This window comes from Mucilaginibacter terrigena (genome assembly GCF_004168255.1).
Taxonomy (GTDB): domain Bacteria; phylum Bacteroidota; class Bacteroidia; order Sphingobacteriales; family Sphingobacteriaceae; genus Mucilaginibacter; species Mucilaginibacter terrigena.
In genome coordinates this window covers 40,383-56,274 of record NZ_SEWG01000006.1, presented here as the reverse complement: position 1 = coordinate 56,274, position 15,892 = coordinate 40,383, and the positions used below count along the sequence as shown (strand labels likewise).

Annotated in this window: 16 protein-coding genes; 10 read left to right on the top strand and 6 right to left on the bottom strand. The window is 46.8% G+C overall.

Going from position 1 to position 15,892, the window contains the following annotated elements; all coding sequences use genetic code 11:
• Positions 1-81: 81 nt before the first annotated feature.
• The 7 genes from EWM62_RS15315 to EWM62_RS15285 all read left to right on the top strand — a co-directional run bounded on the left by EWM62_RS15315 (position 82) and on the right by EWM62_RS15285 (position 6,974).
• Positions 82-2,133, top strand: a complete 2,052-nt coding sequence (locus EWM62_RS15315) for a M13 family metallopeptidase (RefSeq protein WP_129877557.1) — start codon at positions 82-84, stop codon at positions 2,131-2,133.
• Between the two features lie 159 nt (positions 2,134-2,292).
• Complete coding sequence (gene pnuC, locus EWM62_RS15310; RefSeq protein ID WP_129877556.1) at positions 2,293-2,919, top strand: nicotinamide riboside transporter PnuC; 627 nt, start codon at positions 2,293-2,295, stop codon at positions 2,917-2,919.
• Positions 2,919-3,458: an AAA family ATPase gene (locus tag EWM62_RS15305; protein ID WP_129877555.1), complete on the top strand. Its 540-nt coding sequence runs from the start codon at positions 2,919-2,921 to the stop codon at positions 3,456-3,458. The genes pnuC and EWM62_RS15305 overlap by 1 nt, the downstream gene beginning before the upstream one ends.
• 132 nt (positions 3,459-3,590) lie before the next feature.
• Positions 3,591-4,151, top strand: a complete 561-nt coding sequence (locus EWM62_RS15300) for an RNA polymerase sigma factor (protein ID WP_129877554.1) — start codon at positions 3,591-3,593, stop codon at positions 4,149-4,151.
• Positions 4,148-4,717 (top strand): hypothetical protein, encoded by a 570-nt coding sequence (locus EWM62_RS15295; protein ID WP_129877553.1) that lies wholly within the window; start codon positions 4,148-4,150, stop codon positions 4,715-4,717. Before EWM62_RS15300 ends, EWM62_RS15295 begins: the two co-directional genes overlap by 4 nt.
• Positions 4,698-6,086, top strand: a complete 1,389-nt coding sequence (locus tag EWM62_RS15290; RefSeq protein ID WP_129877552.1) for a hypothetical protein — start codon at positions 4,698-4,700, stop codon at positions 6,084-6,086. Before EWM62_RS15295 ends, EWM62_RS15290 begins: the two co-directional genes overlap by 20 nt.
• Positions 6,087-6,173: 87 nt before the next feature.
• Positions 6,174-6,974, top strand: coding sequence for a TerC family protein (locus tag EWM62_RS15285; RefSeq protein WP_129877551.1), 801 nt, complete (start codon positions 6,174-6,176; stop codon positions 6,972-6,974).
• A 124-nt stretch (positions 6,975-7,098) separates the two neighbouring features.
• Here EWM62_RS15285 and EWM62_RS15280 read toward each other — a convergent pair whose 3' ends face one another.
• Positions 7,099-9,366, bottom strand: coding sequence for a Tex family protein (locus tag EWM62_RS15280; RefSeq protein ID WP_238989364.1), 2,268 nt, complete (start codon positions 9,364-9,366; stop codon positions 7,099-7,101).
• Between the two features lie 212 nt (positions 9,367-9,578).
• Here EWM62_RS15280 and EWM62_RS15275 point away from each other — a divergent pair, with 212 nt between their 5' ends.
• Genes EWM62_RS15275 through EWM62_RS15270 form a run of 3 tightly spaced genes read left to right on the top strand, consistent with a single transcriptional unit; the run spans position 9,579 to position 11,082 of the window.
• A complete protein-coding gene (locus tag EWM62_RS15275; RefSeq protein WP_129877550.1) occupies positions 9,579-10,412 on the top strand; it encodes a transporter in 834 nt (277 codons plus the stop codon).
• A gap of 12 nt (positions 10,413-10,424) precedes the next feature.
• On the top strand, positions 10,425-10,610 hold the full coding sequence (locus EWM62_RS19490; RefSeq protein ID WP_203235060.1) for a metal-dependent transcriptional regulator: 186 nt from the start codon (positions 10,425-10,427) through the stop codon (positions 10,608-10,610).
• A 37-nt stretch (positions 10,611-10,647) separates the two neighbouring features.
• Entirely contained in the window at positions 10,648-11,082 is a 435-nt protein-coding gene (locus EWM62_RS15270; RefSeq protein WP_203235059.1) for a metal-dependent transcriptional regulator, read from the top strand.
• Between the two features lie 146 nt (positions 11,083-11,228).
• Here the strand turns inward: EWM62_RS15270 and EWM62_RS15265 are convergent, their stop codons facing one another.
• From EWM62_RS15265 to EWM62_RS15245, 5 genes are all read right to left on the bottom strand, one after another.
• Positions 11,229-12,854, bottom strand: coding sequence for an ATP-dependent DNA ligase (locus EWM62_RS15265; protein ID WP_129877549.1), 1,626 nt, complete (start codon positions 12,852-12,854; stop codon positions 11,229-11,231).
• Complete coding sequence (locus EWM62_RS15260) at positions 12,851-13,963, bottom strand: ligase-associated DNA damage response exonuclease (RefSeq protein WP_238989363.1); 1,113 nt, start codon at positions 13,961-13,963, stop codon at positions 12,851-12,853. Before EWM62_RS15260 ends, EWM62_RS15265 begins: the two co-directional genes overlap by 4 nt.
• A 75-nt stretch (positions 13,964-14,038) precedes the next feature.
• The gene (locus EWM62_RS15255; protein WP_129877548.1) at positions 14,039-14,356 is read right to left on the bottom strand and encodes a 2Fe-2S iron-sulfur cluster-binding protein; all 318 of its coding nucleotides are present in this window, start codon (positions 14,354-14,356) and stop codon (positions 14,039-14,041) included.
• Positions 14,353-15,360, bottom strand: coding sequence for an NAD(P)/FAD-dependent oxidoreductase (locus EWM62_RS15250; protein ID WP_129877547.1), 1,008 nt, complete (start codon positions 15,358-15,360; stop codon positions 14,353-14,355). The genes EWM62_RS15255 and EWM62_RS15250 overlap by 4 nt, the downstream gene beginning before the upstream one ends.
• Positions 15,361-15,364: 4 nt before the next feature.
• Positions 15,365-15,799, bottom strand: a complete 435-nt coding sequence (locus EWM62_RS15245; RefSeq protein WP_129877546.1) for a MarR family winged helix-turn-helix transcriptional regulator — start codon at positions 15,797-15,799, stop codon at positions 15,365-15,367.
• Positions 15,800-15,892 lie beyond the last annotated feature (93 nt).

The window sequence follows — 15,892 nt, the reverse complement described above, 5'->3', positions numbered from 1 at the left end:
AATAAGGGTGTACAGAAAAATGTAACATTCTGTTTTTCCATACACTGCCTGTATTTTATTTTATACAAACCATAAAAAATCATGATAAAAAAGAACACAGTACATGCTATTGCGGCCTGTGCAATGGGGGCTTTGTTACTAAGCGCCTGTAAAGACAAGAATAAAATATACGCCGATAATGATGTGCTGATAAAAAACATTGACAAAAGCGTAAAGCCGGGTGATGACTTTTTTATGTACGCCAACGGTGCCTGGTTAAAAAAGAACCCTATACCCGGCGCCTATTCGTCGTGGGGTATTGGTAATGTTGTGCAGGAGGACCTGCGCGATAAACTGAAGAAGATAAATGAAGATGCTTTAAAAGCCGATGCCGCAAAGGGTAGCAATACGCAAAAAATAGGCGATTTTTATTACAGCGGTATGGATACCGTCAATATCGAAAAACAAGGGCTGGCCCCATTGAAAGCCGAGTTGGCTAAGGTTGATAAGGTAACCGATGTAAAAACCCTGATGGAGGAATTTGCGCACCTGGAAACCATCGGCGTGCAAACCCCCATCGGTGCTTACGCCGGGCAGGACGACCGCAATAGCGAAAAGATCATTATGCAGCTATACCAGTCGGGCATAGGCCTGCCCAACCGCGATTATTATTTTAATACAGATGAGCATAGCGCGGCCATCCGTAACGATTATCAGCAGAAGCATTTGCCAACCATGTTTAAGCTGCTTGGCCTGGATGACGCGACAGCCAAAGCGGCCACACAAAAAACTTACGCTATAGAGAAGTTTTTGGCAGATAGCTCGCGCAAGCTCGAAGACCTGCGCGACCCATATCACAATTATAACAAAATGCCACTGGCCGGCTTAAGCAAGCTTGCACCGGCTATCGACTGGGCAGCAACCTTTGAGCAGATGGATTATAAAAAGGTTGATACGGTAATTGTTGGCCAGCCCGAGTATTATAGGGCATTTAACAAAGCGCTGACCGCTTATAGTATCGACGACTGGAAAAACTACATCCGCAAAAACCTGGTGAACGATTACAGCCCTTACCTGAGCAATGCCTTCAGCAACGAAAACTTCAGGTTTTATGGCACGGTTGTATCGGGCCGTAAAGAACAGCTGCCCCGCTGGAAACGTGTGCTGGATACCGAAGGAGGCCTGATGGGCGAAGTGCTTGGGCAGATCTTTGTAAAGGAATACTTCCCCGAAAAAACTAAAAAGCGTTACGTTGATTTGGTGGAAGCCGTACGCACATCATTTGGCGAACACATTGATAAGCTGGACTGGATGAGCGCCGAAACCAAGAAGAAAGCGCATGATAAACTTGCCAAGGTTTTCCCTAAAGTTGGGTTCCCTGATAAGTGGAAAGATTTTTCATCATTAGAAATAACCCGCGACTCGTACGCGCAAAACGTAATGCGCGGTAATAACTATTGGCACAAATTTAACGCCGATAAGCTTGGCAAACCGGTTGACCGCACCGAATGGGGCATGACGCCGCAAACTTATAATGCCTACTACAATCCATCAAACAACGAAATTGTACTGCCTGCCGCCATATTTATGGTGCCCTGGGCATTGGATGAGAATATAGACGACGCAGTTGTTTACGGCTACGGTGCCGCATCAACCATTGGCCACGAAATTACCCACGGCTTTGATGATCAGGGCCGCCAATACGATGAAAAAGGTAACCTTAAAGCCTGGTGGACACCGCAGGATTCGGCAAAGTTTGCCCAACGTGCCGATATGCTGGTAAAGCAGTTTAATAATTACACCGTTTATGGCCTGCATGTTAATGGCAAAGCAACCCTCGGCGAAAACATTGCCGACCTGGGCGGTATCGTTATTGGCCTTGATGCTTTCAAAAAAACCGATCAGTATAAGGAGGGCAAAACCATTAACGGGTTAACCCCGGTACAACGCTACTTTTTAGGCTACGCGCTGGGCTGGCTGGGCCAGGACAGGAAAGAATCACTCTCAAGCCAAATATTAACCAATGAGCATTCACCCGGCTTTATGCGTGTGAACGGCCCCTTTACCGATGTACCGGAATTTTATGAAGCTTTCGGCATAAAAAAAGGCGATAAGATGTGGCTGGATCCCGACAAAAGGGTTAAGATCTGGTAATACACCACAAGCCGCCATCCTGATAACTATCGGGAGAAAGGCTTTCTCAAAGGCATTGTCTTAAAACCCTCTGCTGATCAGCAGAGGGTTTTAAGTTTACGATATAATAAAGGCTCCCCTTTCGGGGGAGATTTAGAGGGGGCTTACTATATTTACGCTATGCAAATCATCCACGCGCTGCATGATTGGTGGCAGCAGCTTACCTGGCTGGAAGCCTGCGGCTTTATAACCGGCATACTGTGTGTATTGTTAGCCGCGCTTAACAATATCTGGAACTGGCCATTCGCTATACTTAGCGTAACCTTTTACTTCTTTGTTTTTCGCGATAAACACCTGTTTGCCGATATGGGTTTGCAGGTTTACTTTTTAGCTATGAACATTTATGGGTGGTGGTACTGGGGCCGCAGGCCATCAGCAGAAAAAAAGATCCCGGTTGCCCGTATTACAAAAAAGGAAGTGGCTTTATCCGCCGCAGCCATCGTTGTATTTACCGTTATCCTGGGGTCGGTATTAAAATACACTACCGCCTCGTTCCCTTACCTCGATAGCTTTTGTACGGCCTGCAGCCTTGTTGCCCAGGTTTTCCTGGCCCGAAAAGTGCTCGAGAACTGGCTGATATGGGTATTTGTAGATATTGTTTATGTGGGCGTTTACCTGTTTAAAGACCTGCACCTTACAGCCCTGATGTACGCCGTTTATGTGGGCATAGCCCTGATGGGTTATATCGACTGGAAAAAGGACTGGAAATTAGAGGCCGTAGGCAGAAATCAAGATACACGAAACTAATGCGAAAATCCGAGATCATAAAAATAGCCGTGGTTGGCCCCGAATCTACCGGCAAATCTACCATGTCGGCTTTTTTAGCAAAGCATTACCAAACCGTTTGGGTGCCCGAATATGCCCGCGGCTATTGCGAAAAGTTAACCGCACCACCCACCTGGCAGGATGAGATCAACATGTTTCATGGCCAGTTGGCTTTAGAGGCGGCGGTGTTGCCAAAGGCCAATAAGCTGCTTATCTGCGATACTACCTTTATCACTGTTAAAATTTGGAGCGACCAGATCTTCGGCAAAGCCCCGCAGCAAGTTGTTGACGAGCTGCCCAAACACCCTTACCACCTTTACCTTTTACTGGACATCGACCTGCCCTGGCAGGACGACCCCCTGCGCGATTTTCCGCATCTGCGCGAACATTTTATGGATGTATGGCATAACGAACTTAAAGCGTTAAACGCCACATACGTAACCATATCAGGCACCGGGGATGATAGGTACAAAAGAGCTGTAGAAGCGATAGACGCGTACCTGTCTGAACCCGGATTTTAGGAATTTTTGAACAAACAGAATCCTTTATATTTAATTAATTCCTTAAAAATTCAACTTCAGACATTTTTTTATCGCACCTCGTGCAACGTTGTTAAAACCCCTGCGTCATTTAACCTGAAACCTGTCAGTAATTTGGAAGCCGTATACGTAGATAAACATTACCACCTGGTGGTTGAATGTAAACAGGGCAGTAAAAAAGCCTGTTACGAATTGTACCGATTGTACGCTAAAGCGATGTTGAACGTCGCCTTTAGGGTAGTGGGCAATATTGGCGAGGCCGAAGACATCTTGCAGGAATCGTTTACGGATGCTTTTAATAAACTGAAAGATTTTAGGCAGGAAACCACTTTTGGCCTGTGGTTAAAACAAATTGTAGTACACCGATCTATAAACCTTTTGCGCAAAAGGAAGTTAGAGTTTGTTGAGATAGAGGACGGCCAACTGGATAATGTGCCTGATGAAGAGCCCTGGGACGATGAAGACGTGCAATACCAGGTGGCACAGGTAAAAGAAGCCATGAAAGAATTGCCCGAGGGTTACCGGCTGGTAATATCGCTTTACCTTTTAGAGGGATATGACCACGAGGAAATTGGGGAGATATTAAATATTACAGAAAACACCTCAAGAACGCAGTTTTTAAGAGCTAAGCGGAAATTGAGCGAGATATTATTAAGAAAAGGAATAAGAAAATGAGCAAGCGGTTAGAAGATTTTATGAGCAGCAACAGGGAAGAATTTGACGACCTGGAACCACGCGCCGATATCTGGAACAACATCGCCAAAGAGTTAGATGCATGGGAGGAAGTGCACACGCCAAAAAAGCGGGAAGCAAAAACGTTTTCGCTGGGCTTTGTGCTAAAGGTGGCCGCTTCGGTGATCGTAGTTATGGGTTTAGGGTTCGGCCTTTATCTAAAAAATCAAAAACCGGCAGGCGTAAACCTGGCCGATATTAACCCAACTTATGCCAAACAGCAGGTGCATTACGCATCGGTTATTGAAGGGCAGCGCACCCGGCTAAAACTGGTTGCAAAATTCGACCCGCAGCTATACCACGAGTTTAATGCGGAGCTGATAAAAATGGATGCAAACTACAAAAAACTAAATATAGATTTAGCCACCAGCCCCAACCAGGAGCGTGTTTTACGTGCAATGATCCGGAACTTGCAAATACAAACAGAGGTGCTTAATCAGCAACTGAGCGTAATTGAACAATTTAATCAAAGTAAAAAGGACCATCAAAATGAAGACAAAAATATTTAAACACGGCCTGCTTGCTGCTATCGCGGTACTTGCCATTAGCACTACCGTGGCCGCACAAGACTCTGTTTTGGCGCCGCCGGCACCACCAGCCGCGCCAAAAGTTTATGTTTATAAAAACAAGGCGCTTAAACAAAACATGGCCGGCCTTAAAGTTAAAATGAAACAGCTGCAAAAGCAGATGAATAAAAAGAACTTTAAGATGAACCTGGACATGGATATGAACTTCGCGTTTAAAGATCTCGACAAAAACTTTACCGAAAACTTCAAAGATTTTGGTAAAAATTTCAACGAAAGCTTTAAGGATTTCGGTAAAAACTTTGGCGAGGGCTTTAAGGACTTTGGTGAGAATTTTTCTGGCAGTTTTAGCGATCTGGCGCCAAACGTTTCGGGCAGTTTCAGTAACATGGATGGCATCAATTTCAGTAATAATTTTAATGATGACGAATACAAGCAAAAGCTTGCCAGCGGCCAGGTAACCGAAAAGGTAAAAAATTACAGCAAATCGTACAGCGCCGACGCAAACGATATTTTGCAAATTAATAACAGTTTTGGTAAGGTAGTGGTTAACACCTGGGCCAAAAATGAATTTAAAGTTGATGTGCAGATGAAATTTGGCTCGGAAGACGAGGATTTTGTTAATAAAATGATGGAAGGTTCGAGTATCAGCGATAGCAAATCAGGCTCTGTTGTATCGTTTAAAACCAACCTGGCCAATATAAAAGGCCGCCATGGCAACACCCATATGGAAATAAACTACACCATATATATGCCCGCTGGTAATATGTTAGACCTAACCAATAAGTTTGGCAGCGTTACCCTGCCAGACCTGAGCGGCAAAACACTTTTAAGGGTATCATATGGCACCCTGAATGCACAGCGGCTTTTAAACAGGGATAACGATGTAAAGGTGAATTTTGGCGATGCCAACATAGTAACTTTTAATGGTGGTAAGCTTTACATAGGCTACGGAAAACTAAAAGCAGGAACGGTAAGCAATGTTGATGCTAACATCTCGTTTGCCGGGATGACCGTTGACAGGTTGAAGAATAACGTTGATGTTAACATTAAATATGGTAATGGCTTTGATATTGGCGCGATAGATAAATCGGTACGCAACCTTACCATCAATGCATCATTCACTAAAATAAAACTTGATTTTAAGGATGCCGACAGCTTTAACTTTGATGTGGTTACCAAATTTGGCGGCTTTAATTACGACGACGATAATATGAAAGTTACAACCAAAACACCAGGCGATGAAGAGCGCGGCTGGTCGTCGACCAAAACCTACAAGGGGTATATCGGCAAAAACAACAGTGATGGTAAAATTGCCATCAACGCCAGCTATACCGATGTAAAGTTCTATTAAAAAACTATTGAAATAAGCATAAATTATAAACCCTTGCCAATAACGGCAGGGGTTTTGCTATTTTAGCGCTGAAAAGTTTACAACCTGATGGAAATATTAACCGACCCGGAAGCGTGGGTATCCTTGATAACCCTTACTGTTTTAGAGATAGTTTTAGGTATCGATAATGTGATATTTATATCCATACTATCTGATAAGCTTCCAAAGCACCAGCAGGAAAAAGGCCGTAAGATGGGCTTGGCCATGGCGATGATAACCCGTATATTATTGCTGCTAACCATTACCTGGGTGATGAAACTTACCGCCCCGCTGTTTAATATTTCAGGATTATTTGGCATTACAGACGGCGACTGGTTTGAAAAACTGGCCATCTCAGGCCGCGACCTGATACTTATTGTAGGAGGCTTATTCCTGATCTATAAAAGCACGGCCGAGATACACCATAAAATTGAAGGCGAAGAGGAAGACGCCGATAAGGTTAAACCACACTCGTTTTGGGGTACCATTTTCCAGATCATGCTGCTTGATATCGTGTTCTCGCTCGATTCGGTTATTACCGCAGTGGGTATGGCCAAACATGTAGAGATAATGATAGCCGCGGTAGTTGTTGCTGTAGGTATAATGATGTGGGCATCATCGGGCGTAGCCAACTTTGTGAACAAGCACCCAACAGTAAAAATGCTGGCCTTATCGTTCCTGTTACTGATAGGCGTATCCCTGTTAGCCGAAGCCTTAGAACAGCATATCCCTAAAGGTTATATCTACTTCGCCATGGCATTTTCTATCCTTGTAGAAATGCTGAACCTTAAAATGCGCGCCAAACGGAATGCCAAAACAAACGCTACCGTTAAAGCGGCCGTTAAGAAAGCGCTGGCCGAGAAAAAGTAAAAAGGATAAATCAAACGTAACTAACATGTCATGGTGAGCTTGTCGAACCATTCGCGAGCTTTGCACGGGGTAAAAGTCTTCGACAGGCTCAGACTGATGTATTGTTTATTTTTCTCTGCCTATCTTATTTAAACCTGTTCTTCAGCGCTGCCAGTTTACTCATCATATCCATTTCGGGCTCAGGCTCAGCTTTAGGTTTTGGCGTAAATGACTTTTGTACTGGCTTTTGCTCGCGAGGTTTAAAGGCTACCGGCTCGCGTTTTTCATTCTCTTTCATGGATAACGAGATGCGTTTGCGGGCAGCATCAACTTCGGTAATGGTTACTTCCACCTTTTGATGCACTTTAAGCACCTCGTTAGGGTCTTTAATAAAGCGATTGGTTATCTGGCTAAGGTGTACCAGCCCATCCTGGTGCACACCGATATCTACAAAGGCGCCAAAGTTGGTAATATTGGTTACAATGCCCGGCAGTTTCATGCCAACCTTTAAATCGCTAATAGCATTTACGCCCTCGGTAAAGCTGAATGCTTCAAACTGTTCGCGCGGGTCGCGGCCCGGTTTAGCCAGCTCGGCCATAATATCGTTAAGGGTAGGCAGGCCTACCGTATCAGATATATATTTTTGCAGGGGGATTGATTTCCGCAGGTTGTTATCGTGGATAAGGTCCTGCACGCTGCATTTCAGGTCTTTCGCCATTTGTTCTACCAGTGCATAACGCTCCGGGTGAACGGCGCTGGTATCCAATGGATTTTCCGCTCCGCGAATGCGCAAAAAGCCTGCCGCCTGCTCGTAGGCTTTGTCGCCAAGGCGGGCGACCTTCTTCAACTGGTCGCGGCGTTTAAAGGCGCCGTTCTGGTTGCGGTATTCAACAATGTTTTGCGCCAGTTGCGGGCCAAGGCCCGATACATAGGCCAGTATTTGCTTTGATGCCGTGTTCAATTCTACGCCAACCGCGTTAACACAGCTCATAACGGTATCATCCAGCGATACCTGTAATTTATTCTGATCAACATCGTGCTGGTATTGGCCAACGCCGATGGATTTAGGGTCTATTTTCACCAACTCAGCTAAAGGGTCCATCAAACGGCGACCGATTGAAACTGCACCTCTAACGGTAATATCCTTATCCGGGAATTCCTCGCGGGCTACATCCGATGCAGAATAGATAGACGCGCCGCTTTCGTTCACCATTACGATGGTTGCTCCCGGCAGGTTAAGGTTACGTACAAACAACTCCGTTTCGCGGCCGGCGGTACCGTTGCCAATAGCTATAGCTTCGATATTATATCTTTCAAAAAGATGTTGTACGGTTTTTTCGGCCTCTTTAGCCTGCCCCGCTCCTGTATGAGGATAAATGGCGGTGTTCTCTAATAACTGGCCCTGCTCATCCAAACAAACCAACTTGCAGCCTGTGCGGAAACCGGGGTCGATAGCCATAATGCGTTTCTGGCCAAGCGGCGCGCCTAATAAAAGCTGGCGGGCATTCTCGGCAAATACACGGATGGCTTCCTCGTCGGCCTTCTTTTTGGTCAGCAGGCGGATCTCTGTTTCCATTGATGGCTTTAACAAACGTTTGTATCCATCAACAATGGCCAGGCCAACCTGGTTAGCCGCCGCGTTGCGCGAGGTGATAAATTCCCGCTCTAACAGCGCGATAGCATCTTCTTCGGTGGGTTTAATATCCAGGTAAAGGATCTCTTCCTTTTCGCCGCGGCGCATGGCCAGGATGCGGTGGGATGGCGCCGATTTAACCGGTTCCGTCCAATCAAAATAATCTTTGTATTTGATGCCTTCAATCTCTTTTCCCGGCGCTACTTTCGATTCAAAAACGCCTTTTTCGGTAAACAACTGGCGCAGTTGAGCCCTTGTTTCGGCATGCTCGCTGATGTGTTCGGCAATAATATCACGTGCACCCGCCAAAGCCTCCTCAACGTTGTTAACGCCTTTTTCTTCGTTGATATATTTACCGGCTTCCAGCTCCACATCAAAATTCTTTTGGGCTAATACAGCATCGGCCAGGGGCTGTAATCCTTTTTCGCGGGCTGCGGTGGCGCGGGTTTTGCGTTTGGGGCGATAGGGCAGGTAAATATCTTCCAGCAGTACCATGGTCTCGGCGGCGTTTACCTGCATTTCCAGTTCGGGTGTAAGCTTGCCCATATCAGTTAGCGATTTCATAATAGCCTCGCGGCGCTTATCCAGGTCGCGCAGTTGCTGCACGCGGTCGCGAATGGCGGCCACCTGCACCTCGTCGAGGCTGCCGGTTACCTCTTTACGGTAACGGGATATGAACGGTACGGTAGCGCCTTCGTCAAGCAGGGCGATAGTGGCGCTTACCTGCTTGCTTCCAACTGCAAGCTCCTGTGCTATTTTAATATGATAGTTAGATTCCACAGATTCGAAAATTGATTTTACCGATAATGGATTATCGGGAATGCGAAGTTGGCACTCTTTACTTAAAAATCAAACGAATATTTTTCAACCATTTTAGTCCTTGTCCCCATTGCGATCGTTTGTTATGGGGGGGGGGGTATTAAATATTAAATAAATTAGTCTTGCCTAATTTTTATTATTTGATAATGCTAATTATTATGTAGTTTTGTAGTATGCGTTTCACCATCTCCCTGCTCCTGATAAGTTTACTCACCACGTTTGCCTATGCGCAAACGGATACGGCCCGCCATAAATACAGTTTGTTTAACCCGGTGCCGAAAGATAAAATGAAAGACATGGAAACCGACCGGCCCGATGTTACGGAAAGCGCATATACAGTAGAGGCCGGCCATTTCCAGGTAGAAACTGACCTTTTTAAACATACGCGGAACAGCAGCGATGGGGTTAATACTATCCAAAACGATTATAACCTTGCCAACTATAAACTGGGGCTTACCCAAAAAATGGACATACAACTGGTGATGCCCACTTATGTTAACATCACCACCCGAGATTTGAAAACCGGCAAAATAATTGACAAAACCGGCGGCTTTGACGATATTTCTGTAAGGCTTAAGTATAATTTATGGGGCAATGATGGTGGCAAAACCGCCTTTGCATTATTACCTTTTATCAAGCTCCCCACATCTTCTTTTGCCAATAACGGGTTACAGGGAGGGTTAACCCTTCCCTTCGCGCTAAAGATAAATGACAACTGGAGCTTTGGTACGCAAGTAAGCGTAAGCGTGGCTAAAGAAGATGATGATAATTACCATGGCGAGTACCTATACTCCTTTACCTTTGGCCGGTTGATAAGTAAGCGCCTGGATTGTTTTATAGAAGCTTACGCCAATTATAATGCTTATAGTAAAATAACAGATACTTATGCAAACGGTGGTTTGATATTTTCGGTTACTGATAACCTGAATATTGATACAGGTTTAAATTACGGGCTTAGCAAAACCGCCGATAAAGTATATTTCGTTGGCCTTTCTTTCAGATACTAATAATTATTGCAGATGCACACCCTATCAGAAGAGAACTACCTGAAATGTATTTACCGGCTTGGGCAGGACAAAGGGCAAAAGATAACACCAACCGCCATTGCCGAATCGCTTGGCAATAACCCGGCATCGGTGGTGGACATGATCCGCAAGCTCACTGATAAGCAGCTGATAGGCTACGATAAAAAAAAAAGGCGTTGAACTGACCACGCAGGGACAAAAAGATGCTACGCTTATTGTGCGCCGTCACCGCCTTTGGGAAGTGTTTTTGTTAGAGAAACTGGGCTACCATTGGGACGAGATCCATGATATTGCTGAGGAACTGGAACATATTAAAGATGCTTCGCTGCCCGACAGGCTGGATAAATTCCTTGGCTTCCCTGAGTACGACCCACACGGTGACCCTATCCCCAAAGCAAATGGCAAAATGCCCAGGCGGCATTCAACCACCCTTGCCGATGTAAAGCCCGGTGCCCTTTGCAGGGTGGCCGCCGTGAAAGATACAACCAGTGCATTTTTGCAATATCTGATCAAACTCAACATCAACATCGGAACAAAAATACAGCTGATAGAAAAGATCCCGTTCGATAGTTCTTTGGTGATCAGTATTGATGGCAATGAACATAAAACCGTTTCGCAGAAGTTTGGGGAGAGTTTGCTGATAGATGTTTGATAGATGTGCAGATTTGTCATGCTGAATGTAGTGAAGCATCTAATCGCCGATATGCGTAGTCGGCATGCACAGTTCGCTAATAGATCCTTCGCTCTCGCTCAGGATGACAAGGAGAAAAAGGCCTTCTTAGCTTACGTTTATTTCAATTATCCCCCATGCTCCCCTAACAGATCCTTCAAACTTTCCAGCGTATCTGCTTCTTCTTTGGGTTTATCGTGCCGCCAGCGCAGGATGCGGGGGAAACGCAGGGCGATGCCCGATTTATGCCGTGTAGATTTGTTAATGCCCTCAAACCCTATCTCGAAAACCAGTTCGGGCTTTACAGTGCGCACCGGGCCAAATTTTTCGAGGGTATTGCGTTTCACAAAATAGTCTACCTTGTTGATCTCGGCATCGGTAAGGCCGCTGTAGGCTTTGGCAAAGGGAACCAGTTTATCGCCATCCCAAACGGCGAAGGTGTAATCCGTGTAGAGGTCGGCGCGGCGGCCATGGCCTTTTTGGGCGTATATCATCACCGCATCAACCGATAGCGGGTCTATCTTCCATTTCCACCAATCGCCGCGGCGGCGGCCAACCTGGTAAGTGGCGCTTTTGCGCTTCAGCATAATACCCTCGGCAATCATGGCGCGCGATTGCTCGCGGATTTTTTCCAGTTCGTCCCAACTGTTAAACTGTATAAGCGATGAGATACGAAAGACTTCCGGATATTCGGTTTCGCTTTGCAGTTTCTCTAATATCTCACGCCTTTCGGATTGTGTTTTGTACCGGATATCCTCGCCTGCGTATTCCAGGCAATCGTAAACAATGGTAGCTACCGGGCTATCGGTAAGGATCTTCTTACTCAAATTTTTGCGGCCGATGCGGGTTTGCAGTACATTAAAGGGCATCGGCAGGCCATTCTGAAAACTCAGGATCTCGCCATCAAGCACAGTACCATCCGGCAGGGCATTCAAAAAAGGGTGCAATTCGGGGAATTTTTCCGTGGCCAAGTCTTCGCCGCGGCTCCAGATAAAAATTTCGCCGCCGCGTTTGATCATCTGCGCGCGGATGCCGTCCCATTTCCACTCGGCCTGCCAATCCTCGGCATCGCCAAGGGCAAGTCCTACTTCTTCTGCGGACTTACGCTTCTCGGAGGTTTCCTGTATCGGGTAAGCCAAAAAGAAAGGGTACGGGCGCGAGATATTGTCAGCCGCGCTTTGTTCCTGCACCAGTTGGTCGTAGGTGTAATCCTCGGGCATCCAGCTACCCATAATGCGGTGGGTAAGCGCAGGCGCTTCAATGCCGGTAATATCTGCCAGGGCTTTTACCACCAGGTTGCTTGATACCCCTATCCGGAAGCTGCCGGTAAGCAGTTTGTTAAATACAAAGCGTTCCTGCCTGTCCAGCATAGCCCACGAATCCAGCAGCCATAGTTTGCGCTCTTCTTCGGTACGGGCAGCTTGCACGTTTATCTCGGCTATCCACTCGGTCAGGGTTTTATTGCTGCTCCGGTCACTTTCAGGCATCAGCAGCGACATGGTTTCGGCAAGGTCGCCCACCACATGGTAGCTTTCTTCAAAAAGCCATTGCGGGATGTTTGATGCCTCGATAGCCCAGTTACGGATAAGCGTAGAGTTGATGGGCCGCTTTGGCCGCCTGCCCGTGAACAGGGCAAGCATATGCATTTTATCGGTATCGGGCACGTTGATAAAGTAATCCTTTAGTACCTTAACTTTTTCGTTGGTTTTGTTGGTCTCGTCTAACGAGAGGAAGAGTTGGGCGAAGGCTTTCATGGCGCAGCCCCCTCTAAATCTCCCCCGATAGGGGAGACTTTCTCTTCTTTCGAAAGTTCATTTTCTTCTTTCACTTCCTCGCCTTCAGTTATAGTTGAATCTTCTTCTTCACCACCATATAATGTATGAACCTCTCTCGCGTTAAAACCTATCTCATTTAAATATCTCGTGAACGATGCGGTGTAGCCATGTGTCAAATAAACGCACTCGCAGCCGGTGGCATCAATCGCGCTTACCAAGCCGTTCCAGTCGGCATGGTCAGACATGATGAAGCCCCTGTCGGCAGCGCGGCGGCGTTTAGCGCCACGGATGGCCATCCATCCGCTGCAATAACCAAAACTATATGGCCCAAACTTTCGCATCCAGGGCGTACCTACCGATGATGGCGGGGCTATGATGATGCCTTTGCGCACCTCCTCTTTCGAGGACTCCGAAGTGATGCGTTCTGTTGGATTTAACATCACGCCGTTGCGCCGCAAGGCTTCGTTGGTGTTTTCGATCACGCCGTGCGTATATACTTTGCCGATATCCAGATCGAGGTTTTGCAGGATGCGTTGCGCCTTGCCTAACGAGTAACCGACTATAACGGTAGCTACGCCATTTTCTACATTGCCACGCCACCAGTTATTTACATCGGTAAAAATTTCACTCTGAGGCTTCCAGGAATAAACAGGCATCCCGAAGGTGCATTCCGAAATAAAGTGGTGGCATTTCACCGGCTCGAACGGGGTGGAGATACCATCATCGTCAGTCTTATAATCACCTGATACCACCCAAACCACGCCTTTGTACTCCACCCTGATCTGCGCCGAACCGATAACGTGCCCTGCGGGGTACATGGAGATCTGCACGCCGTTTTTAGTTACCGTTTCACCGTATTCTATGGTCCGCAGGTTTATTTCGCCAAGGCGGTAGTAAAGCACTTCTTTTGAAAGATGATGCGCCAGGTAATTTTTATGGCCCACGTAAGCATGGTCGGCATGTGCATGGGTTATTACGGCATCGTCCACAGGTTTCCATGGGTCGATATAAAATTTCCCTTGTGCACAGTAAATGCCCCTGTCTGTAAACTCCAGCAATGGTTTGGCCATAGTGTTGTAATAACCCATGGAAGGGGAATTGGTTTTGATAGCGGGATATAACCACAAAGCAAAGAGACGCTAAGTATCGCGTCTCTACATTTCTTAATCTTCCTGCGGGATGCGGAAGAGGCAGCCTTCCAGGCTTTCGTTAACCCTTAACTGGCACGATAGCCTGCTACTCTCGTCCACAAAGGGCAAGGTGTCCAGTATATCCAATTCGTTATCGCCCGGTGGCGGCAATTGATCTAATCCCTTAAGTACTTGTACCCGGCAAGTAGCGCAAAGCGCCATCCCACCACACGTAGCCAAAATGGGGTAGTCGCTGCCTTTAAGTACTTCCATCAGGCTAAGGCTTATGCCTTCGGGAATCTCTATTAACACTTGTGCGCCATCCCTGTCTTCAACTGTAAAGGTGATCATGCCAGTTCGGTTATACCGTAAACGGTTGTGTATTTAAACGTAAGGCGCTGATCGGGGTAAACGTATTTGAACGCGCTTTGGGCCATTAGTGCCGCCTCATGGAAACCGCATAGTATCAGCTTAAGCTTACCGGGGTAAGTATTTATATCGCCAATGGCAAAAATTCCATCGATATTGGTGCTGTAATCAACGGTGTTCACCTTGATTGCCGACTTATCGATGTTCAATCCCCAATCCTCTATCGGCCCAAGTTTAGGGCTAAGCCCAAAAAGCGGGATAAAGTTATCGGCCTGTATATGGCGGGTCTGATTATCGTGCCCGGTAAGGGTTACCTGTTCCAAATGCCCGGCACCATCCAGCACAACCACGCGCGATTTAAGCACCAGGTCGATAGCGCCGGTGCGTGCCAGTTCTGCAACTTTTTCGGCCGCATCCGGCGCGCCCCTAAAGGTATCGCCCCTGTGTACCAGCGTTACACGGTTGGCAACGTTTGCCAAAAAGATCGTCCAATCTAACGCAGAGTCGCCTCCGCCGGCTATAACTATATTCCTGTCGCGAAATACTTCGGGGTTTCGCACGGCATACATTACGCCCTTGCCTTCAAACTCCGCCAGGCGGTCAACCTCGGGTTTGCGGGGTTCAAAACAGCCCAGGCCTCCGGCTACCACTACTACTTTGCAGTTTATTTCTGTACCCTCGTTAGTGCCGATGAGCCAGGTGCCATCATCCTGTTTTTGCAAGGTTTCCACCCGTTCGCCAAGCGTGTAGCCGGGATGGAAAGGCGCTATTTGTTCGGACAGCTTATCAACCAGCTCCTGCGCGTTAACCGTTGGGTAGCCGGGTATATCGTAAATGGGTTTCTGCGGATAGATCTCAGACAACTGCCCGCCGGCCTGTGGCAGCGAATCGATCAAATGGCAGTGCATTTTTAATAATCCGGCTTCAAAAACGGCAAACAAGCCGGTTGGGCCGGCGCCTATTATGCCTATATCTGTAATAATCATGGTATTAAGGTTCTAAATTTTGATAAATTTTATTCAGTATCGTTTTCAGCTGCTCGTAGTCGTGCTCGGTTAGGTTTTCCCAGGCCTTCATGCGGATCTCGTTTACCCTGGGGGATAGCTCCAGCAACTTGGCCTTACCTGGTTCTGTAAGGTGCACGGTAAAGCTGCGGCGGTCATCCTTGTGCATTACGCGCTCGGTAAGCCCTTTTTTGCAAAGCAGGTCAATGATGCGGGTTAGCGTGGGGTTATCCTTGCCGGTAAGTTCGGCCAGTTCTTTTTGTTTCAGGTAGCGGTCGTCGTCAAGGCTTTTTAATATCAGCCACTGGTCAACGGTTACATCAAAATTGCCCGTTGTAAACCGTTGCTGGGCATAGCCTTTTACCCTGCGGGCCGTACGGTCGAGCAGGTGCGAATAGCTGTCAAATTTTTTAGTTGTCATACTAATTATTAGTTAGACAAACTTATAAATAAATTGTTACATTTTTATAATGTGCCAATGGATAATTTCAGGAACAAAAAAAGCCCGCTCAAA